Source organism: Lachnoanaerobaculum sp., assembly GCF_057250505.1.
The window spans coordinates 122,867-144,993 of the sequence record NZ_DBHIEQ010000001.1 but is presented as its reverse complement, the minus strand read 5'-3'; the positions used below and the strand labels follow the sequence as shown (position 1 = coordinate 144,993).

Sequence of the window (22,127 nt, the reverse complement as noted above, 5' to 3'; positions counted from 1 at the left end):
TGTTATACTTTCATAAATACATTATGCCCGAAAGGGCCTTTAGGAGAAAATATGATTGCAAAACTTATTGAAAAAATCAAGCAAACAAATGCCCCTATATGTGTCGGGTTGGACCCGCTTATTTCACATATACCTGATTATATATTAGATGAGAAAATAAAGAAATACGGAAAAAGCACAAAGGCTGTGGCTGAGGCTTTTTATGACTTTAATATGGCTATAATAGATAAGACATATGACCTTATTCCGGCAGTGAAGCCGCAGATAGCCATGTATGAGGAGTTCGGTATAGACGGAATGATTGCATATAAGAATACAGTCGAGTATGCAAAGAGTAAGGGTCTGATTGTAATAGGTGATGCAAAAAGAGGTGATATAGGTTCAACCTCTCTTGCCTATGCCAAGGCTCATATCGGAGTAAGTGAGATTTTGGGTGAGAAGGTGTCCGGATTTGATACTGATTTTGTTACGGTAAATCCGTACCTTGGAACAGACGGAGTAAAGCCTTTTATAGATGTGTGTAACAGCGAGGACAAGGGTATCTTTGTACTTGTAAAGACATCCAATCCTTCAAGCGGAGAGTTTCAGGACAGGTTGATAGATACTACACCTCTTTATGAGCTTGTTGCAAACAAGACTTGTGAGTGGGGTGCTATGAGTATGGACGGAGAGTACTCAAATGTAGGTGCGGTTGTAGGTGCAACATATCCGAAAATGAGTGCAATACTCAGAGAAAAGATGCCTCATACATTCTTCCTTGTACCGGGATACGGTGCTCAGGGAGGAACCGCAGAGGATCTAAAGCCTTGCTTCAATAAAGACGGACTTGGTGCAATAGTAAACTCTTCAAGAGGAATCATAGCCGCATACAAGCAGGAAAAGTATTCTTCACTTGACTTTGCGGACGCATCAAGAGCGGCTGTAAAAGACATGATAGCAGATATAAACAGAGTATTATAAAGAGAGTAAGATGACAAAGATAATGGACAATGGGAAAGTGATTTCCCAAGATGAATTAAGTAAGGATATTTTTTCCGTTTGGATAAAGACAGATATAGCAAAGGACACTCTTCCGGGACAGTTTGTAAATGTCTATACGAAAAATCCTTCCAAGCTTTTGCCGAGACCTATAAGTATATGTGAGGTCGCTAAGGATTCTATAAGGCTTGTATACAGAGTGACAGGTGAGGATACCGGTACAAAAGAGTTTTCAAAGCTTAAAGCGGGAGATGATATAAAGGTTTTGGGACCGCTTGGAAACGGCTTTCCTACAGATTCAAAGTCAAGCATACTTATAGGCGGAGGTATAGGAATACCGCCTATGCTTGAGCTTGCAAAGAATCTTGAAGGTGAGAAGATAATAGTACTCGGTTTCAGAGACAGTGATACATTCCTTGCAGATGAACTTAAGCAATACGGCAAGGTCTTTATCGCTTCTGAAGACGGAAGTATAGGTACAAAGGGAAATGTTCTTGATGCAATAAGAGAGAACAATATAAAGGCCGACAGAATACTTGCCTGCGGACCTACTCCGATGCTTAGAGCCATAAAAAAATATGCATCTGAAAATAATACGGAGTGCTTTTTGTCATTGGAAGAGAAGATGGCATGTGGTATAGGTGCCTGTCTGGCTTGCACCTGTAAGTCAAGTGAGGTAGATTCTCACTCCAATGTGAAGAATAAAAGAGTCTGCACCGAAGGGCCTGTTTTCAATGCTTTAGAGGTGGAATTATGATAAGTACAAAAGTAAATATTGCAGGTGTGGAGTTTAAAAACCCTGTAACGGTTGCCAGCGGTACCTTCGGACATGGTGAAGAATTTGCAGACCTCGTGGATATAAACAAGCTCGGTGCCATCACCACAAAGGGCGTAGCCAATATACCTTGGGAGGGCAATCCTACACCAAGGATTGCGGAAGTCTATGGCGGAATGTTAAATGCTATCGGACTTCAAAACCCCGGAGTGGATACCTTTATAGAAAGAGATTTGAAATTCCTTAAGCAAAAGGATACGAAGATAATTGTAAATGTTTGCGGCAGAAGTATTGAAGACTATATAGAGACTGTGGAAAGACTCTCAGATGAGTCTGTAGATATGCTTGAAATCAATATTTCCTGTCCGAATGTATCACATGGCGGTATCGCTTTCGGTACAAATGTAGACAGTGTAAGAGATATTACAAGTCAGATAAAGGCACATTCAAAAAAGCCTGTTATAATGAAGCTTTCACCGAATGTTACGGATATTACAGAGATTGCAAAGGCGGCTGAGGATGCAGGAGCGGATGCGCTTTCTCTTATAAACACTATCACAGGAATGAAGATTGATATAAATAAAAGATGTTTTGCCATTGCCAATAAAACAGGAGGTATGTCAGGGCCTGCGATAAAGCCTGTTGCGCTGAGAATGGTATATCAGGTGGCAAATGCGGTGAAAGTGCCTGTTATAGGTATGGGAGGAATAGCTACGGCTGAGGATGCCATAGAGTTTTTGCTTGCAGGTGCAACTATGGTAAGCGTCGGAACGGCAAATTTTTTCAACCCGAATGCAGGTATAGATATTGCAAAAGGTATAGAAAAATATCTTGAAAAAAATAACTTCAGTGATGTAAATGAGATTATAGGTCTTGTAAAGTAAAGAAACGGAGTAGAGATGGAAAATTATAAAAAAGAATTTATTGACTTTATGATAGAGTGTGAAGTACTTAAGTTTGGAGACTTTGTTACAAAGAGCGGAAGAAAGACACCTTTCTTTGTAAATACAGGGTTTTACAGAACGGGTTCACAGCTTAGCAGACTTGGAAAATACTATGCAAAGGCTATAAGAGGTGCTTTCGGAGACGACTTTGATGTTTTATTCGGACCTGCATACAAGGGCATTCCCCTCAGTGTTGCAACATCTATGGCACTCAGTGACGAGGGTGTGGATGTAAAGTATTGTTCAAACAGAAAAGAAGTAAAGGACCATGGAGACACAGGTATTCTGCTCGGTTCTCCTATAAAGGATAAAGACAGAGTGGTCATAATAGAGGATGTTACCACTGCCGGAACTTCTATCGAGGAAACTCTACCTATAATAAAGGCACAGGGAGATGTGAACGTACTCGGACTTGTAGTAAGTGTTGACAGATGTGAAAGAGGCAAGGGTGAGAAGTCCGCACTTGTAGAGATAAGTGAGAAGTACGGACTGAAGACTACAGCCATTGTTACAATGAATGAGGTGGTTGAGTATCTATATAACAGAGAGATAAACGGCAAGGTAATCATTGACGATAAGTTAAAGGCGGCTATTGACGACTACTATAAGATTTACGGTGTAAAGTAAAGACAGGTGAAAAAATGGAAAAGACATACAAACTTATGAAATTTTGTGGCGGAGCGGGTATTGCAATCGGAGTGGTAATGATAGTTGTAGGTGTTGCTACAGGTGTGATGTCCATTGTGAACGGGGCAAGGCTGCTTGTCGGAAAGAATCATATAGAGTTTTGATATGAATAAACTTAAAGCTAAGTTTAGATTTTTGGGTCAGGTGTTATTCACATTGTATATTTTAATTCTATGCTATTTCCTCTTCTTTGCCGAGGGCTTCGGAAGAGGAATGGCGGTGGAAACCCATGGATATAACACCGTACCGTTTCTTGAAATCAAAAGATATATAAATAATTTTTATAAACTTGGTATGATATCGGTGCTGAATTTAGGCGGCAATATACTTGCTTTTATGCCTTTCGGATTTTTCAGGCCGATAATCGGCAAAAGAAAATGCGGTTTCTTTAAAACATTGATAGAAGGCTGTTTACTCTCATGTGCTGTTGAGGTGATACAGCTTTTGACCAATGTTGGCAGCTTTGATGTGGACGATATTATTTTAAATACATTGGGAGTATTTTTGGGATATATCGCGTTTGTGCTGTGTAAGATTATCATATGGAGACGTGAATGAGATTTTTTAAAAGAAAAAGAATAGGAACGCCTTTTAGAAGAGAAGAAAATATCTTAGACTCCGACAGATTTTTGGCGGCTGAGGATAAGGTAAAGTTTGCTACAAGCAGAAGTGATATGGTCGACTATATGAGAAGACCTTTTGCAAAGGATGCGAAGTTCGCACTGTTTATGGATTTGGTTGCGGTAGTGCTTTTGGTATTTGCAATCAGGAAAGTGGTGGAAAATCAGGGGGCACCGAGTACACAGGTGTCGGCCTTTGCACTTTGCTCGTTTTTATTTGCAGGAGCGGGATTTTATTATTCTATGAAATCTTTTAAAGACGGAGTGGCCAGAAAATCACTTTCGGTGATTACAACATTGATTGGAGGAGTTTTATTTTTACTATGGTTTTTGATATTTATTCTTGGGATAAGAGGGTAATAGTTGAGAGAATAAATCTTGCAATGGACAGGATATCTTTGATAAGAGCGGAAGAGGATACCAAGTTTAAGGACTTTTTTGCCGAGCTTGCATCATTTTTGGAAAAAGTGAATGATATCAGGCAAAAAAAAGAAAACGGTGAGTTTGAAGCTTTAAGCTTGGAAGAACTTACATATATGCAGGATGAGCTTTTCTATGACTTGAGAGAGGATATTTATGCAGGCTCTGTATACAATCCGGATGTATTGGAGAAGTTGTTTGATAAGGACTTTGTTTCTCCTTTATTAAGTTTGGGCTTTGAGGTGAGAGCCGCACTTGTCAGTGTGTATGAGGGAGACCTTGAAGGGTTTGTAAATATACTTGAGCTGTTCTTACAAGTCTACGGCATAGCTATGGAAGGTGGAAGTGCAAAAGAGATTGCGGATGCTATATATTGGTACGCTTCAGATTATCTGGATGTAACTGCAAGAAAGAGAATTATTGAAAGTTTTACCACTTCTAACAGGTTCTTTTATAATATCATAATGAATGACGATCTGTCGGATCTTAGATATCTTTTCAAATTCGGAGAATACATAGGCTCAAATGAGATAAATACAGCAAAATATTTGAATTCGCTTGATAATGAGACTGTCAGACTGTGTGCAAAGACTTTTGTGGACGGCTATAGAGACGGTTTTTTTGCAATGCAAAAAGATATATCAAAGAGAAGTGTTGTATCACTGATTTACAATATCGGATTTGAAAGAATAGTAAAAGAGGCCGTTATTTTCTTTGAGGATATGGGCTTTGAAGTGGTGTTACAAAGAAAGCCGTACAGACTTGCGGATATATCACCTGTAAAGAACAGGGGAATATGTAGTGGCGGAGTAAACAGACAGTTTGAGTATGACCACAAGTTTGATATGAATATCTTTACAAAGAAGGCTTACCTTGACAGAAAGCTTGAAGTTAGCAGGCAGACCTTTGAAGAAATAAAGGAAAATATGTCAAAGTACGGCGGTCCGGCTTTGATGGAATCCTTCGGCGAGATGGAGTTTTTGCCTGTAAAGAAAAAATGTGCCAATGCATTCGGTGAAAAGCAGAACAATCTGATGACAAATTACAGAAATGAAATGATGCTTTTACAGGATGAGTATATTGATACTTCAGGTACGGCATTTTGTATAATAGCATGGCCGCTGCCAAGTATTGCAGAAGATGAGAAGATTTATTCAAATATTTTTGATGATATTATAAGAATCAATACATTGGATGCTACAAAGTATAAAGATGCACAGCAAAAGATAATTGATGCGCTGGATAAAGCGGATACGGTAAGTATAGTAGGCGGTGAGGGCAATAAGACATCTATTACCGTAAAGCTGCATGAGCTTAAAGATGCGACTAAGGAGACCAATTTTGAAAACTGCGGGGCGGATGTAAATATTCCGGTGGGTGAAGTGTTCACATCACCTGTGCTTAAGGGTACCAAGGGTACACTTTTTGTAAAGGATGTATTTCTTTCAGGTTATCATCTTAAGAATCTTTGTATAAAAGTCAAGGACGGAATGATTGAGGACTATACCTGTGAAAACTTTGAAAGTGAAGAAGACAACAAAAGAATAATTGATGATGCCGTTCTGAAAGGACATAAGAGTCTTCCTATGGGTGAATTTGCTATAGGTACCAATGTGATTGCCTACAATGTGGCAAAAAAATATGACATATTTGAGAAAATGCCTATTTTGATAGCAGAAAAGATGGGTCCGCATTTTGCTTTCGGTGATACCTGCTATTCACATGAGGAGGACAATATCACATACAATCCTGACGGCAAGGCGATAACGGCAAGAGATAACGAATGTTCCATAATAAGAAAGACCGATATCAAAAAGGCATACTTTAACTGCCACACCGATATAACAATCCCTCTTGCAGAGCTGGGAGATATATATACCAACGAGCCTGACGGTTCTCACACATATATTATAAGAGACGGAAAGTTTGTGCTTGAGGGTAGTGAAATATTGAATGAATAAAGGAGAAACTATGAGCAAAGTAGCAATAGTGATGGGCAGCGATTCCGATTTGTCGACAATGAGAGCGGCAGGAGATTTCCTTACAAAGATGGGGATAGAGTATGAGTACAATATAATATCCGCACACCGTGAGCCCGATATATTCTTTAAATGGGCAAGAGAGCTTAGAAACAGAGGTATCAAGGTGGTGATTGCAGGAGCCGGTAAGGCGGCACATCTTCCGGGAATGTGCGCGGCACTTACACCGCTTCCTGTAATAGGAGTGCCTATAAAGACATCGGACCTTGGCGGAGTGGACTCACTTTACTCAATAGTGCAGATGCCGGGAGGTATACCGGTGGCAACCGTGGCAATCAACGGAGCGAAAAATGCGGGAATACTTGCAACAAAGATGCTTGCTCTTAATGATAGTGAGTTTTTTGATAAGCTTGAAAGATTCAGTGATGAGATGGCAAAAGAAGTTGAGGCTAAGGACGGTAAGTTAAAGAGTGTGGGAGTAGATGCTTTTTTGAAGGGCTAAACTTCATATAGCAGTTGTCTCTTTGTAAGTTTTTGTTTTGTATATTGGAGGTAATATGGATTACAAGAGTGCCGGTGTGGATATCGAAGCAGGTTATAAGGCTGTAGAGTTGATGAAGGAGCATGTAAAGTCGACGATGAGAGCCGAGGTCCTTGGAGGGCTTGGAGGTTTCTCAGGTGCATTTTCACTTAGTAAGATTAAGAATATGGAAGAACCTGTTCTTCTTTCAGGAACCGACGGGGTAGGTACCAAGCTTAAGCTGGCTTTTCTTATGGACAAGCATGACACTATAGGTATTGACTGTGTGGCTATGTGTGTGAATGATGTGGCCTGTGCAGGCGGTGAGCCTCTATTCTTCCTTGACTATATAGCCTGCGGTAAGAATGAACCGCAAAAGATAGCCACCATTGTAAAAGGAGTGGCAGACGGATGTGTACAGTCAGGTGCCGCATTGATCGGCGGAGAGACTGCCGAAATGCCGGGATTTTATCCTATGGATGAATATGACCTTGCAGGTTTTTGCGTAGGATTGGCCGACAAATGTGACCTTATAGACGGCAAAGATTTGAGGGAAGGCGATGTACTTATCGGTATTGCCTCAAGCGGAGTACATTCAAACGGCTTTTCATTGGTAAGAAAGGTCTTTGATATGACAAAGGAATCACTTGATACCTACTACAAGGAACTTGATAAGACTTTGGGAGAGGCACTTTTGGCTCCTACAAAAATATATGTGAAGGCATTAAAGAGTGTAAGAGAATCGGGTGTAAAGATAAAGGCCTGCTCACATATCACAGGCGGCGGATTCTATGAGAATATTCCAAGAATGTTGACGGAAGAAAAAAGAGCGGTAGTAAAAAAAGATTCTTATGAAGTGCCGGCCATATTCAAGCTTATGGCAAAAAGGGGAAATATAAGTGAAGAGATGATGTATAACACCTTCAATATGGGCCTTGGTATGGTAATAGCGGTAGATAAAGACGACGTTGAAAAAACTTTAAAAGCAATAGATAAGGCGGGAGAGAAAGCCTTTGAAATAGGATATATTGATAGAGGAACAAAGGGTGTAGAGCTTATATAGGAGAGTCTATGTTTGATATCGTATGTTTAGTTTCAGGTGGCGGCACCAATCTTGCCGCAATCATAAAGGCAATAGAAGACGGCAGTATAAAAAATGTAAGAATAAAGTCGGTTATCTCAAACAATGCCGATGCCTATGCGCTTGAAAGAGCAAAAAATGCAGGGATAGAGAGTAAATGTATATCGCCGAAGAACTTTAAAAACAGAGATGATTTTAATAAGGCACTGCTTGATGAACTCAAGAGTCTGAATCCCGACCTTATAGTACTGGCAGGATTTTTGGTAAATATCTCAAAGGATATAGTGGACGCATTTGAAAATAAGATAATCAATATTCATCCTTCACTGATACCGAGTTTTTGCGGTAAGGGCTATTACGGACTTAAGGTACATGAGGCGGCATTACAAAGGGGTGTCAAGGTAACAGGCGCCACAGTGCATTTTGTAGATGCCGGAATAGACACGGGTAAGATAATAATTCAAAAGGCTGTAAATGTATTGCCGGGTGATGATGCAAAGACCTTACAAAGACGAGTGATGGAAGAGGCGGAATGGATTATTTTACCGAAAGCTGTTGAAATGATTGCAAATGGAGAAGTTTTATGAAGATATTGGTTGTAGGCGGAGGCGGCAGAGAGCATGCCATTGTAAAGAAATTGGCACAGAGTAAGAAAAATCCCAAAATCTGTGTAGCACCGGGAAATGCAGGCACGGAAGAAATTGCAACAAATGTCGCAATATCCGTTATGGACTTTGACAAACTTGCCGACTTTGCAAAGAAAGAAAAGATTGATTTGACTGTAATAGGTATGGACGATCCGCTTGTAGGCGGTATAGTCGACAGGTTTGAAGCTGAGGGACTTAGGGTATTCGGTCCTAGAAAGAATGCCGCCATATTGGAGGGTTCAAAGGCGTTTTCAAAGGACCTTATGAAAAAGTACGGCATACCTACAGCGGCATATGAAAACTATTGCGATCCGCAAAAAGCAATTAAATATTTGGAAACGGCAAATTATCCTATAGTCTTAAAGGCTGACGGACTTGCTCTCGGAAAGGGAGTACTGATTTGTAAAACTTTTGAAGAAGCAAAATCGGGTATCGAAGAGCTTATGATTGATAAGAGTTTCGGCGATGCCGGAAATACTATAGTTATAGAAGAGTTCTTGGAGGGCAGAGAGGTGAGTGTACTCTCATTTGTAGACGGTACTCACTATGCCCTTATGACTTCGGCACAGGACCACAAGAGAGCAAAGGACGGCGACGAGGGACTCAATACAGGCGGAATGGGAACCTTCAGCCCAAGTCCTTTCTATACCGAGGACATAGACAGATACTGTAAGGAACATATCTATCAAAAGACAGTGGATGCTATGAGAGCCGAGGGCAGAGAGTTTAAAGGAATTATCTTCTACGGACTGATGCTTACAAAGAGCGGTGTAAAGGTGCTTGAGTACAATGCCAGATTCGGTGACCCTGAGACTCAGGTAGTGCTTCCTAGGATGGAAAACGACATTATAGATGTATTTGAGGCATGTATTGACGGATGTCTGGATAAGATTGATCTTAAGTTTGAGAATAATGCGGCAGTCTGTGTAGTACTTGCAAGTGACGGTTATCCGCTTGAGTATGAAAAGGGTAAGAAAATAAAAGGACTTGAAAACTTTGAAGGAAAAACGGATATATTTGCATTTCATGCAGGTACAAAAAAAGTAAACGGCGATGTACTTACAAACGGAGGCAGAGTTCTAGGTATCACGGCAAAGGCACCTACTTTAAAAGAGGCAAGAGATAAGGCCTATGAGGCAACAAAGTTGATAGGCTTTGAGAACAAATATATGAGAAATGATATCGGAATGAGTATAGACTCTAAAGATTGACAGTATAGTTTGTATTTGTTAGACTAGTGAGAAAAATAATTATTGTTTATTAGTACCTTCGGTTTTTAAAATATCACTGAAGACCGGTACTATTGTATCCGAAAAAGGAGAAAAAGCAGTGGCAAGAATCATAGGGGAAGGCATCACATTTGATGATGTATTATTGCAACCGGCATATTCGGAGGTTATAGGAAATCAGATCGATATTTCTACATATTTAACAAAGAATATTAAATTAAATATTCCTTTGATGAGTGCAGGAATGGATACAGTTACAGAACATAGAATGGCAATAGCCATGGCCAGACAGGGCGGTATCGGAATAATCCATAAAAATATGAGTATTGAGGAACAGGCAGGCGAGGTGGATAAAGTAAAGCGTTCGGAAAACGGCGTTATTACAGACCCTTTCTATCTCTCACCTGAGCATACTCTTTTAGATGCCAATGAACTTATGGCCAGATACAGAATTTCAGGAGTTCCGATAACTAAAGGGAAGAAATTGGTAGGTATCATTACCAACAGAGACCTAAAGTTTGAGGAAGATTATACAAAGAAGATATCGGAGTGTATGACTAAAGATCATTTGGTTACGGCACTTGAGGGCACTACTTTGGAGGAAGCCAAGAAAATATTGGCAAAGGCCAGAGTGGAAAAGCTCCCGATAGTTGATAAAGACGGCAACCTTAAGGGACTTATTACAATAAAGGATATTGAAAAGCAGATAAAGTATCCGAATTCCGCAAAGGATTCGCAAGGCCGACTGCTTTGCGGTGCGGCACTTGGAATCACCGCAAATGTGCTTGAGCGGTGTGATGCGCTTGTAGCGGCAAAGGTGGATGTTGTGGTACTTGATTCGGCACACGGACATTCAAAGAATGTAATAGATTGTATAAAGAAAATCAAAGAAAAATATCCTGCTCTTCAGGTCATAGCGGGAAATGTTGCTACAGGTGAAGCTACAAAGGCGCTTATAGAGGCAGGTGCAGATTGTGTCAAGGTCGGTATAGGACCGGGTTCAATATGTACCACCAGAGTTGTGGCAGGTATTGGTGTGCCGCAGATAAGTGCGATAATGAGCTGCTACACCGTAGCCAAGGAATACGGTGTTCCTATTATTGCAGACGGCGGAATCAAGTTTTCGGGAGATATTACAAAGGCACTTGCAGCAGGCGGAAATGTATGTATGATGGGTTCACTGTTTGCAGGATGTGATGAGTCTCCGGGAGATTTTGAACTTTACCAGGGCAGAAAGTATAAGGTTTATCGCGGTATGGGCTCACTTGCAGCTATGGAAAAGGGCAGCAAGGACAGATATTTCCAAACAGATGCAAAGAAGCTTGTGCCTGAGGGTGTAGAAGGCAGAGTTGCATATAAAGGTCTTGTAGAAGATACCGTATTCCAGCTTCTGGGCGGTCTTCGTTCAGGTATGGGCTACTGCGGTGCAAAGGATATCGTTACATTACAAGAGAGTGCACAGTTTATAAAGATAAGTGCGGCATCTTTAAGAGAGAGTCACCCGCATGATATACATATAACAAAAGAGGCACCTAACTATTCATCAGAGGAGTAAAACATGGACGCAACATTAGTGGTTATGGCGGCAGGTATCGGTTCAAGATTCGGCGGCGGAATAAAGCAGCTGGCACCTGTAGGACCGGGCGGTGAGATTATAATGGACTATTCGATATATGACGCAAAAGAAGCGGGATTTAACAAGGTAGTTTTCATTATACGCCATGACCTTGAAAAAGATTTTAAAGAGATTATCGGAGACAGAATAAAAAAATATATAGATGTGGACTACGCTTTTCAAGAGCTTGACGACTTGCCGGAAGGATTCACCTGTCCGAAAGACAGGACTAAGCCGTGGGGTACAGGACAGGCACTTTTGTCTGTAAAGGGACTTGTAAACGAGCCTTTTATAGTAATAAATGCGGATGATTACTACGGTAAAGAGGGCTTTAAGGTAGTGTATGACTATATGAAGAATCATATGAAGGAAAATAGTGAGAAACTTGACCTTTGTATGGCCGGCTTTGTTTTAAAGAACACACTCTCGGACAACGGAGGAGTTACAAGAGGAGTTTGTAAGGCGGATGCGGACAACAAGCTTGTAGATGTGACCGAGACCTTTGATATAGAGTTAAAGGACGGAGTTTTGAGTGCTGTGGATGAAAACAAGCAAAAAAGAGATATAGATTTGGACGATATTGTTTCAATGAATATGTGGGGGCTTACACCGAAATTCTTGAATATTCTTGAGGAAGGCTTTCCGAAGTTTTTAAAGAATATGACAAATGAGTTAAAAAGCGAATACCTCTTACCTTCAGTGATAGATGAGGCAATCAAATCCGGAAAGGCAAGTGTAGAGGTGTTGAAGAGCCACGATAAGTGGTTCGGAGTAACCTATAAAGAAGATAAGGAGCTTGTTGTAAATTCAATAAGAGCCTTAGTGGATAAGGGAGTATACCCTGAAAAAATATTTAGTTAAGAGGAAATTATGTCAAAGCTTAGAACATTGATAGTGGGTCATAAAAACCCGGACACAGATTCAATTTGTGCGGCTATAAGTTATGCCGATCTAAAGTCAAAAACTGAAGAGGGGGAATTTTCACCAAGGCGTGCCGGAGAAATCAATGAGGAAACCAAATTTGTATTGAATTATTTCAAGGTTAAACCGCCTAAGCTTACTGAAAGTGTCAAGACCCAGATAAAGGATATCGATATAAAGCATATAAGGGGTGTTGATAAGAATATTTCATTTAAAAAGGCATGGTCACTTATGCAGGAACTTGATGTTGTGACCTTGCCTACAGTAAATGAAGACGGCGGTCTTGAGGGAATAATATCTGTAAGTGATATTGCAAACTCATATATGAATATCTATGACAGCAGAATACTTGCAAAAGCAAATACCAGATATTCAAATATTATCGAGACTTTGGAAGGTACTTTGGTGGTAGGAGATGAAGAAGCATACTTTAATGAAGGTAAGGTGGTAGTTGCCGCAGCAAATCCCGATATGATGGAGTTTTATATCGAAAAGGACGACCTTGTAATACTGGGCAACAGATATGAGATGCAGCTTTGTGCTATTGAGATGGGTGCTGCCTGTATAATAGTATGTGAGGGTGCAGGTGCTTCAAAGACTATTCAAAAGATTGCAAAAGACCACGGTACCACAGTTATTACAACAGCATATGACAGTTTTACCGTTGCAAGACTTATCAATCAGTCCATGCCGATAAACTACTTTATGAAGACTGAAAATCTTATTACATTTGAAAATGAGGATTATCTGGATGATGTAAGGGATGTGATGGCAAATGTAAGACACAGAGACTTCCCTGTTCTTGACAAGCACGGCAAGTATCTGGGTATGTTCTCAAGAAGAAACTTACTTGGTGCCAAGGGTAAGAGAGTTATAATGGTTGACCACAATGAAAGAAGTCAGGCGGTGGACGGAATCGAGCATGCAAATGTACTTGAGATTATCGATCACCACAGACTGGGCACCATAGAGACTATAGGACCTGTTTATTTCAGAAATCAGCCGCTTGGATGTACATCTACAATTATCTATCAGATGTATCAGGAAAAGGGAGTGGAGATACCGCCGAATATAGCGGGACTTATGTGCTCCGCAATCATTTCGGATACTTTGCTTTTCAGATCGCCTACCTGTACTGCAGTTGACAAGGCGGCAGGACTTGCACTTGCAAAGATTGCAGGTATAGATATAGAAAAGTATGCAAATCAGATGTTTGCATCTGCAAGCAACTTAAAGGGAAAGACCGACGAACAGATATTCCATCAGGACTATAAGACATTTGCACTTGGAAAGAGTACTATAGGAATAGGTCAGATAAGCTCACTCAATGAAGAAGAGTTAAGTGAGATAGAAAGCAGACTGATGCCTTTCCTTATAAAGCTTCACGAAAACAGCGAAGAAGATATGATGTTCTTTATGTTGACAAATATATTGGAGCAGTCTACAAGACTTATATGTGTAGGTCAGGGAGCTATGTCACTTGTAATGAAGGCGTTCAGACTGGATGAGGGAAGTTATGATGTAAGTGATGCCGGGGTTATAGAACTTGCATCGGTAGTGTCAAGAAAGAAACAGCTTGTACCGAGTCTTGTAGTGGGAATACAGATGTAGGAGAGATATGGGAAGAAAGACTAATATTACATTGATCGGTATGCCTGCATCAGGTAAATCTTCTGTCGGAGTGGTTTTAGCTAAGAGACTTGGGAAAAAGTTTGTAGATACCGATATAGTGATTCAGGAAAAGTACGGTAAACTTTTAAAGGAGCTTATCGAGGAGCATGGTGATGACGGCTTCAGAGAGATAGAGGATGAGGTCAATGCTTCACTTGATGTGACGGACAGTATCATATCTCCGGGAGGCAGCGTGGTATACGGCGAAAAGGCTATGGAACATCTGAAAGAAATCAGTGTTGTGATATACCTGGAGCTTTCATATACCGCTATAAAGTCAAGACTCGGAGATTTGAGAGAAAGAGGAATCACTTTAAAAGAAGGTCAGACTTTAAAAGACCTCTACCTTGAGAGAACACCGCTCTATGAAAAGTATGCGGATATCACGGTCAACGAGATGAAAAAGACTTTGGCAAAGACCATTGACGAAATCTGTGAGATTTTGGGTGAAAAGCCGAAGAAAAAAAGAAACTTTAAGAGTAGAAGGTTTCCAAAAAACAAGAACGGTAAGGAAAAGAATGTAAGAGAAAAGAGCGGCAGGTCAAGTAAAGATAAACCTAAGGAAAAGACTCAAAAAGAGAAAATTTCAAAGGATGTATCAAAAAAGGAAAGATTTGTAAAGAGCTCTACCTTGCAAAAAACTGACAGAAAAGCTGATAATAATCAGAGAAAAAATAAAAAGAGATATTTTAAGAAGAATGAGAATTGATTTTAAACCGGGGAATATGTTGTATCCGGTGCCGGTGGTAATGGTAAGTTGCAGCGACGGTGAAAGAAGTGATATTGTCACCGTGGCTTGGACAGGTACCATATGCACAAATCCGCCTATGGTGTATATTTCTCTTAGACCAAGCAGATATTCATATGATATAATAAAAAAGTCACGTGAGTTTGTTATCAATCTCACAAATGAAAAGTTGGCAAAAACGGCAGATGAATGTGGCGTAAAATCAGGTAGAGATATCGATAAATGGAAGGTTATGAAGATAGAGCAGTTGCCATCAAAAGTGGTAGCTGCTCCGTCTGTTAAGGAAAGTCCCGTATGTATCGAGTGTAAGGTGGAAAACATCTTGGAACTCGGTTCACATCATATGTTTATAGCAAAAGTTGTTGCTGTGAATGTGGACGGAAAATATATGGATGAAAAAAACAAATTTGACCTGACAAAAGCCGACATGGTAGTATATAATCATGGAGAGTACATAGGGCTGTCAAAGGTAATCGGTACCTTCGGTTACAGTGTGAAAAAGAAGAAAACAAGAAAATAAGATAAACCCGGGAGGCACGGTTTTGAAAGAAATTAGATTTGACGAAATAAAGCACATATATTTTTGCGGTATCGGCGGTATAAGTATGAGCGGACTTGCAAGAGTACTCTTGGAAAAGGGCTTTGAAGTGAGCGGATCCGATACAAAGGCAAATAACAGGACAAAGGATCTTGAAGAAAGAGGCGTAAAAATATTTGTAGGTCAAAAAAGAGAGAATATCGGCGATGATATAGACTTGTTTGTATATACGGCTGCCATACATAAGGACAACCCTGAGTTTATTGCGGCTAAAGAAAAGAATATAAAGATGATGACCAGAGCAGAGCTTCTCGGCTATGTAATGTCAAAGTTTAAAGAGAGCATAGCAATAAGCGGTACACATGGAAAGACCACCACAACCTCTATGTTGTCATATATATTACTTGATACAAAGCTTGACCCTACCATTTCTGTAGGAGGTATCGTAAAGAAGATAAAGGGAAATATTTATATAGGTAGCGGTGACACATTTGTTACGGAAGCCTGTGAATATACAAACAGTTTCCTTGAGTTATATCCTACAGTAGGTGTTATATTAAATATCGAAGAGGATCACCTTGACTTCTTTAAGGATTTGGACGATATCAGGAACTCTTTTAAGAATTTCGTAAAAAATACAAGTCCTGAGGGTTGTATAATAATAAATGACAAGATTAAAAACAACAGAGAAATCACACAAGGTTATGAAGGAAATGTGGTAAGATACGGAACCGAAAACAGTGACTGCTATGCCGCAAATATAAGATACGACGCTTTGGGATATCCTACATTTGACCTTGTACATAAAGAAGAGACATATGAGGATGTAAAGCTTTGTGTAGGAGGAAACCACAATATATACAATGCCCTGGCGGCTATTTGTGTTGCCTTTGAACTTGGAGTAAGTATCGAAGATATAAGAAAAGGACTTTTGGAGTTTAAGGGTGTGGACAGAAGATTTGAGGTCAAGGGAAAGCTTGACGGAATCACAATAGTTGACGACTATGCACATCACCCAAGTGAAATTTCTGCCACATTGAATATTGCAAAGAGATATCCTCATGACAGACTTGTTGTGGTATTCCAGCCGCATACATATACCAGAACAAAGGCATTCTTTGACGACTTTGCAAATGTGCTTAAGAATGTGGATGAGGTAATAATCGCAAAGATTTATCCTGCCAGAGAGACGGACAATCTTGGAATGAGTTCAAATCTTCTCTCAAAGAGGATAAATGAACTTGGCGGAAATTCTACAAGTTTTGAGACTTTCGATGAGATAGAAAATTATCTTTTGGAGGAGCTTAAAAAGGGTGATTTACTTATCACCATGGGCGCCGGAGATATCTTAAGAGTGGGCGAGTTTTTACTTGGAAAATAATTTATAAAGTTATAGATTTAAAACAAAGGGAGAGCTATGAAGTACGATTTTTTAAAGGCGGACATAACAAGTATTGTAAGTTTGCCGTCAGAATTTATAGATAAATATATGCTAAAGGCAAACGGCGATTATATAAAAGTGTATCTTTTTATGCTGAGAAATGCTGACAGATTGATAAATCCCGAGATCATAGCGGACGCCCTTGAACTTACCATAAAAGATGTTGAGAGAGCGATAGCGTACTGGTGTAAAATCGGTATACTGATTGAGAGGGAAGAAAATATCGCAAAGCTCGGCAAGGAAGACGACTTTGAAGAGATTCTTCTTACAAAGAACCTTCCTTCTAAAGAAGAACTTGAAGAGGCAAGGCGTATCTTAAATGCCGCAAATGAAATCTATAAAAGAAGACAGATAAATAAGGATGCGGATGAAAATACGCAAGAAGCAAAAAACGAGCCAGATATAACAAGGGATGAGCCTACAGATGCTTTAGAGGAGGCAAATTTAGAGGAAAAGGTTGAAGAAAAAGAAGAACCTGTAATTGAACCTTGTAAGCCTGATCCTCCTAAGCTTCCTGACAGAAGCCTCGTGGATTTGACAAAGTTAAGATCGGATGAGGACTTCCAAGAACTGGTTTTTTGTGTACAGACATATACGGAAAAGATTTTTACGCCTACAGATACCGAGAAACTTGCTTATCTTTATGATGTTATAGGAATGTCAAAGGATCTTTTGGAGTATATAGCAGAGATTTCGGTACAAAAGGGAAAGAAGAATATCAGCTATATTGAAAAGATAGCACTTTCTTTACATGAAAAAGGTGTTACTACAGTGGAGGAAGCCAAAGAGGACAATGTAAAATTCTACAATGAGAACAGAGCGGTGCTTAAGGCATTCGGAATTTATGACAGAGTTTTGGCACCTGTAGAGTCAAGATTTGTAAAGAAGTGGTTTGATGAGTACTGCTTCAGCCCTGAAATAGTGGTGGAAGCCATCAGCAGAACGGTACTCAATACTTCTTCACAGAGTTTTACCTATGCGGACGGCATACTTACCAGATGGTATAAGGAGAATGTTCGTACACTTGACGATATAAAGGCACTTGATGAGAAGCATGGCGAGAAGGCAAAGACTGCAAACAGACCGGCAGGAGGAGCTTCCACATCCAAGTTCAATAACTTTGAACAAAGAAATGACAATATAGACTCCGATATGCAGGATAAGTTTATGAATGAGCTGAACAAGATGTAGTGCAGGCGTAAAGGAGATATATGGCTATAGATAATTCCTCATATAATGCAATAATGAGAGAATATGAAAACATAAGAGCAAACAACAGGGCTGCACAGGTCAGAAGAATAGAGGAGGTATATGAAAAGATACCCAAGATGAGAGAACTCAATTCTTCAACCGGTAGCCTTGCGGTATCAAGGTATAAGGAAAGCTTAAGGTCGGGAGATTTTTCAAGTCTCAATCTTAAAAAAGATATTGATGGTATTAAAAAAAGAAAAGAGATACTTTTAAAAGAAGCAGGTTTTCCCACAGACTATATGGAGATGGAGTACGACTGCAACGACTGTAAGGATACGGGCTACATAGAAGGTAGGAAATGTCACTGCCTGCAGGCAAAGATAAGAAAGCTTTTATATGCGCAGTCAAACTTGGAACATATAGTGAGTAAAGAAAATTTCGATAACTTTTCATTTAAGTACTACGATGATAAATATCTTTTACCTTCACAAAATATTACAAACGCCAAGTACATGGACGGAGTGAAAAGATTTTGTGAAGCGTTTACAGATAAGTATTTTAACATGGGCAGAAAAAGAAATGAAGTGTCTACAAACAAACAGGGAGAAAGTGACAGAAGAAGTATTGTATTCAGCGGCAGTACGGGAGTCGGAAAGACTTATCTCAGTAACTGTATAGCAAAAGTGCTGCTTGACAGATACTATTCAGTTATTTATCTGAGTGCGAAAGAGCTGTTTGAGACCTTGGTAAAGGTTAATATCGAAAAAAGTGAAGAACAGAAATATTTGCTGCTTGTAAATGAAGTTTATGAATGTGATATGCTTATAATTGACGATTTGGGTTCGGAACTTTTCAATCACTTTACAACCAGTGAATTTTTCCATATAATAAATCGTAGGATTAACACCGAAAAATCTACTATAATATCGACGAACTTAAGTCTTGACAAGATGAGAGACACCTATAGTGAGAGAGTTACATCCCGTATAAGGAAAAGTTTCATCTATATCAGGTTGTACGGAAATGATATTAGAGCAAGGTTATGATGGAGGGAAAATGCTATACGAAGATAAAAAAATAGACACTGTTCCTGTAGGGCCGCTTGGGCTTATACCGCTTAAGGGTATGGAGGAGTTCACAAAAAAAGTAAATAACTACCTGGTTGGATGGCGTAAGGAGAGAGAAAGTGAGCATAAGGGTACACTTTTATTTTCAGAGTACGAAAAGGACAACTATATTATAAAGTCAAGCATATCAAGGTTCGGCTCGGGTGAGGCAAAGGGAACTATTGAGGAGTCTGTAAGAGGTGATGATTTATATTTGCTTGTAGATGTATGTAATTATTCTATGACATACTCACTTTCGGGAAAAATAAATCATATGTCACCTGACGACCACTTTCAGGATTTGAAGAGGATCATTGCGGCAATAGCCGGAAAGGCAAGAAGAATAAATGTAATAATGCCTTTCTTATATGAGAGTCGTCAGCATAAAAAGACAGGCAGAGAATCACTTGATTGTGCATTGGCACTGCAGGAGCTGACAAATATGGGCGTGGAAAATATCATAACATTTGATGCACACGACCCGAGAGTACAAAATGCAATTCCGCTTAAGGGATTTGAGACTGTTCAGCCTATATATCAGTATACTAAGGGACTTTTAAAAAATTTCCCGGACCTTCAGGTAGATTCCGATCATATGATGATCATTTCACCTGATGAGGGCGGTATGAGAAGAGCCATCTACTTTGCAAATATGCTTAAGCTTGATGTGGGTATGTTCTATAAGAGAAGAGACTACACCAAGGTTGTGGACGGCAGAAATCCGATTATCGCACATGAGTTTTTGGGTGCGGATGTAGAGGGCAAGGACCTTGTAATCATTGATGATATGATATCCTCAGGAGAGAGCGTACAGGAGGTGGCAAAGGAACTCAAGAAGAGAAAAGCAAGAAGAGTTTTTGTATGTGCCACATTCGGACTGTTTACAAACGGATTTGCAAGATTCGACCAGTACTATGAGGACGGTATTATAGACGGTATATTCACAACCAACTTGGTATATCAGTCACCGGATCTTTTGAGCAGACCTTATTATCACAGTATTGAGATGAGCAAGTATGTAGCGCTTATTATCGACAATCTGAACCATGATTCCACTATAAGCGGTCTGTTGACACCTACAAACAGAATCAACAACTTCTTGGATAAGGTAAAAAATAAATAAGATATAAGGTTTTGGGTTATGAGAGTAGTGATATGTGATGATAATCCAATAGAACGAAACAATTTATTGGAAGTCGCCACACATATATCAAAGTCTGAAGGCTATGATGCGGAGTTTGAGGTTTTTGAAACCGCCAAGCAGATGCTTTTTGAACTGGAAGATAAGTTAGAACTTATTGATGTGATGTTTTTAGATATAAATATGCCGGGACCTGACGGTATGGAGGCAGCATCAAAACTTCGTTCTAAGGGATATATCGGTGAAATAGTGTTTACTACAGTCTCTAAGGAACATATATTAAAAGCATTTGATGTAAGAGCTTTTAATTATATTGTAAAAGGTGAGACTGACAGCGCCAAGACTGTAAAGATTATAAAGGATGTTTTTGAGACGGCGTCTGAAAAGTCAAAAGAGTATATGCTCTTTACAGGTATAGGTGAGTATAGGAATATTGCAATCAACGATATAAAATATTTTGAAGTTAGAGGAAAAATAATAACCGTGTACTATGCAAGCAAAAGTTTTGAGTTTATTTCCACTATAGGAAAGCTTGATAACTTATTGTTTACAAAAGGTTTTATAAGAGTGCACAGATCATTTTTAGTAGCATTGCAGTATATAAAGACATTCGCTTATGACGGTCTTACCTTGATTGATCACACTGAGATTCCGGTAGGCAGAAAGTATTACAGCGGATTGAAAGAGGCAATGAAAGAAAATGCAGTAGGGTGATAGAATGAAAAAACAATATAAAGCGATGGGAGCGTTGGCTCTTGCAACGGTGTTTATAGCGATAAACGGTGCGGTTGCCGATGCTTCGCAGCTTGGGACAGGTAACTATTATGTCGGAGCGAATGTACATACCGGTAGCAACTCCACACATAATAATACAACGGGCGGAAATGAAATACCCAGGACGGCAGATGATACACATGGCGAGTGGGTGATTATAAAGGAGCCTACATATACTGAAGACGGAATGAGAAAAAGAGGATACACATCTGATGACGGAGCTTTTCATGTAGAGTTTGAGAGTATTCCGAGACTGATTCCGAAACAGGTTTTACCGCCACAGCCTGAGCCGACGGTACCACAGGAATCACAGCCTTCAGTAACACCGGAGTCGTCAAAGCCTACAGACAATTCCAAAAAGTTTGATAGAGCTAAGCATCATGGCAGTTCAAAGAAAAAAAGAAATGCTGAACCGGTAAATAATACCGGTGAGTCTAAAATTTTGAGCGATAAAACTCTGCCGTCAAAGAGTGAGAGTTTACCTGAACAGTCTGTACCTGATACTAAGAATACTGTCAGTGAAACCGACAATAAAAAGACGGAAAAGAAGTCTAAAGGCGGTACAAACCGTAAGGTAAGTGAAAGAAAAACGGAAAATACAGTTTCAAAAAAAGACAGTGTCGGGACAGATACAAAAACTAACGATTCAAAAGATACCGTATCGGAAAAAACAGATGAATCAAATGTGATTGAGAGTGCTGCCGCTGATAAGACAAAAGCTGTACAAAAACAAGGTGAGAATAATACAAAGGCAGTGGGTAAAAAGGTTGAAGCTACACCGGTTCAGAATGAAAGTGCGAAAGTTTCAAGAAGCTTTAACGGATATGACGGTGTTACAATCTTGGCTGCAGGTGCATATACATGGTGGATTGCTATTGTGCTTCTGCCGATGATAGATGCATTCAAATGGGTAAATAAGAAGAGAAGAGAAAAATCGAGGGGCAATGTTAATAAGAAACATAATTGAGATTGCATTGATTGTTATATTATTCATTGTAGGCATCATTATTTACTTTTATTTAAAGAGAAGGATTGATGACGCCGAATCTGATCTTGTAATCAGAAAGAAAAAAGAAATTAAGGAAGATATTGAGGATTAAA

General features: G+C 39.7%; 24 protein-coding genes. All 24 read left to right on the top strand.

The window, feature by feature from the left end; genetic code table 11:
- Positions 1-51: 51 nt before the first annotated feature.
- The 24 genes from pyrF to ACO6FI_RS00680 all read left to right on the top strand — a co-directional run bounded on the left by pyrF (position 52) and on the right by ACO6FI_RS00680 (position 22,126).
- Positions 52-960, top strand: a complete 909-nt coding sequence (pyrF, locus tag ACO6FI_RS00795) for an orotidine-5'-phosphate decarboxylase (protein ID WP_298054613.1) — start codon at positions 52-54, stop codon at positions 958-960.
- 10 nt (positions 961-970) lie between these two features.
- Entirely contained in the window at positions 971-1,735 is a 765-nt protein-coding gene (locus tag ACO6FI_RS00790; RefSeq protein WP_485455679.1) for a dihydroorotate dehydrogenase electron transfer subunit, read from the top strand.
- A complete protein-coding gene (locus tag ACO6FI_RS00785) occupies positions 1,732-2,637 on the top strand; it encodes a dihydroorotate dehydrogenase (RefSeq protein ID WP_485455678.1) in 906 nt (301 codons plus the stop codon). Before ACO6FI_RS00790 ends, ACO6FI_RS00785 begins: the two co-directional genes overlap by 4 nt.
- A 15-nt stretch (positions 2,638-2,652) precedes the next feature.
- The gene (gene pyrE, locus ACO6FI_RS00780; protein WP_060930159.1) at positions 2,653-3,324 is read left to right on the top strand and encodes an orotate phosphoribosyltransferase; all 672 of its coding nucleotides are present in this window, start codon (positions 2,653-2,655) and stop codon (positions 3,322-3,324) included.
- 14 nt (positions 3,325-3,338) lie between these two features.
- The gene (locus ACO6FI_RS00775; protein WP_009444628.1) at positions 3,339-3,488 is read left to right on the top strand and encodes a hypothetical protein; all 150 of its coding nucleotides are present in this window, start codon (positions 3,339-3,341) and stop codon (positions 3,486-3,488) included.
- Position 3,489: 1 nt separating this feature from the next.
- Positions 3,490-3,942, top strand: coding sequence for a VanZ family protein (locus ACO6FI_RS00770; protein ID WP_274970791.1), 453 nt, complete (start codon positions 3,490-3,492; stop codon positions 3,940-3,942).
- The gene (locus tag ACO6FI_RS00765) at positions 3,939-4,364 is read left to right on the top strand and encodes a hypothetical protein (protein ID WP_060930157.1); all 426 of its coding nucleotides are present in this window, start codon (positions 3,939-3,941) and stop codon (positions 4,362-4,364) included. Before ACO6FI_RS00770 ends, ACO6FI_RS00765 begins: the two co-directional genes overlap by 4 nt.
- Positions 4,328-6,385: an aminopeptidase gene (locus ACO6FI_RS00760; RefSeq protein ID WP_485455677.1), complete on the top strand. Its 2,058-nt coding sequence runs from the start codon at positions 4,328-4,330 to the stop codon at positions 6,383-6,385. Before ACO6FI_RS00765 ends, ACO6FI_RS00760 begins: the two co-directional genes overlap by 37 nt.
- Positions 6,386-6,395: 10 nt before the next feature.
- Positions 6,396-6,905 carry a 5-(carboxyamino)imidazole ribonucleotide mutase gene (gene purE, locus ACO6FI_RS00755; RefSeq protein ID WP_485455676.1) on the top strand — a complete coding sequence of 170 codons (510 nt, stop codon included), beginning with the start codon at positions 6,396-6,398 and terminating at the stop codon, positions 6,903-6,905.
- Positions 6,906-6,960: 55 nt separating this feature from the next.
- Positions 6,961-7,986, top strand: a complete 1,026-nt coding sequence (gene purM / locus ACO6FI_RS00750) for a phosphoribosylformylglycinamidine cyclo-ligase (protein ID WP_485455675.1) — start codon at positions 6,961-6,963, stop codon at positions 7,984-7,986.
- Between the two features lie 8 nt (positions 7,987-7,994).
- Positions 7,995-8,591: a phosphoribosylglycinamide formyltransferase gene (gene purN / locus ACO6FI_RS00745; protein ID WP_485455674.1), complete on the top strand. Its 597-nt coding sequence runs from the start codon at positions 7,995-7,997 to the stop codon at positions 8,589-8,591.
- A complete protein-coding gene (gene purD / locus ACO6FI_RS00740) occupies positions 8,588-9,862 on the top strand; it encodes a phosphoribosylamine--glycine ligase (protein ID WP_485455673.1) in 1,275 nt (424 codons plus the stop codon). Before purN ends, purD begins: the two co-directional genes overlap by 4 nt.
- A 118-nt stretch (positions 9,863-9,980) precedes the next feature.
- Complete coding sequence (gene guaB, locus ACO6FI_RS00735; RefSeq protein WP_485455672.1) at positions 9,981-11,435, top strand: IMP dehydrogenase; 1,455 nt, start codon at positions 9,981-9,983, stop codon at positions 11,433-11,435.
- 3 nt (positions 11,436-11,438) lie between these two features.
- Positions 11,439-12,356 (top strand): nucleotidyltransferase family protein, encoded by a 918-nt coding sequence (locus ACO6FI_RS00730; protein ID WP_485455671.1) that lies wholly within the window; start codon positions 11,439-11,441, stop codon positions 12,354-12,356.
- A 9-nt stretch (positions 12,357-12,365) separates the two neighbouring features.
- Positions 12,366-14,027, top strand: a complete 1,662-nt coding sequence (locus ACO6FI_RS00725; protein WP_485455670.1) for a putative manganese-dependent inorganic diphosphatase — start codon at positions 12,366-12,368, stop codon at positions 14,025-14,027.
- Between the two features lie 7 nt (positions 14,028-14,034).
- Positions 14,035-14,796 carry a shikimate kinase gene (locus ACO6FI_RS00720; RefSeq protein WP_485455669.1) on the top strand — a complete coding sequence of 254 codons (762 nt, stop codon included), beginning with the start codon at positions 14,035-14,037 and terminating at the stop codon, positions 14,794-14,796.
- Complete coding sequence (locus ACO6FI_RS00715) at positions 14,786-15,355, top strand: flavin reductase family protein (RefSeq protein ID WP_485455668.1); 570 nt, start codon at positions 14,786-14,788, stop codon at positions 15,353-15,355. Before ACO6FI_RS00720 ends, ACO6FI_RS00715 begins: the two co-directional genes overlap by 11 nt.
- A 22-nt stretch (positions 15,356-15,377) precedes the next feature.
- Positions 15,378-16,754, top strand: coding sequence for a UDP-N-acetylmuramate--L-alanine ligase (gene murC / locus ACO6FI_RS00710; protein WP_485455667.1), 1,377 nt, complete (start codon positions 15,378-15,380; stop codon positions 16,752-16,754).
- Positions 16,755-16,790: 36 nt separating this feature from the next.
- Positions 16,791-18,005, top strand: a complete 1,215-nt coding sequence (locus ACO6FI_RS00705) for a DnaD domain protein (RefSeq protein ID WP_485455666.1) — start codon at positions 16,791-16,793, stop codon at positions 18,003-18,005.
- Between the two features lie 20 nt (positions 18,006-18,025).
- Positions 18,026-19,051 carry an ATP-binding protein gene (locus ACO6FI_RS00700; protein ID WP_485455665.1) on the top strand — a complete coding sequence of 342 codons (1,026 nt, stop codon included), beginning with the start codon at positions 18,026-18,028 and terminating at the stop codon, positions 19,049-19,051.
- 10 nt (positions 19,052-19,061) lie between these two features.
- A complete protein-coding gene (locus ACO6FI_RS00695) occupies positions 19,062-20,234 on the top strand; it encodes a ribose-phosphate pyrophosphokinase (RefSeq protein ID WP_485455664.1) in 1,173 nt (390 codons plus the stop codon).
- A gap of 18 nt (positions 20,235-20,252) precedes the next feature.
- Complete coding sequence (locus tag ACO6FI_RS00690; RefSeq protein ID WP_485455663.1) at positions 20,253-20,966, top strand: LytR/AlgR family response regulator transcription factor; 714 nt, start codon at positions 20,253-20,255, stop codon at positions 20,964-20,966.
- A 4-nt stretch (positions 20,967-20,970) separates the two neighbouring features.
- Positions 20,971-21,993, top strand: a complete 1,023-nt coding sequence (locus ACO6FI_RS00685) for a hypothetical protein (protein ID WP_485455662.1) — start codon at positions 20,971-20,973, stop codon at positions 21,991-21,993.
- Positions 21,971-22,126 carry a hypothetical protein gene (locus tag ACO6FI_RS00680; protein WP_167345161.1) on the top strand — a complete coding sequence of 52 codons (156 nt, stop codon included), beginning with the start codon at positions 21,971-21,973 and terminating at the stop codon, positions 22,124-22,126. Before ACO6FI_RS00685 ends, ACO6FI_RS00680 begins: the two co-directional genes overlap by 23 nt.
- Position 22,127: the final 1 nt, after the last annotated feature.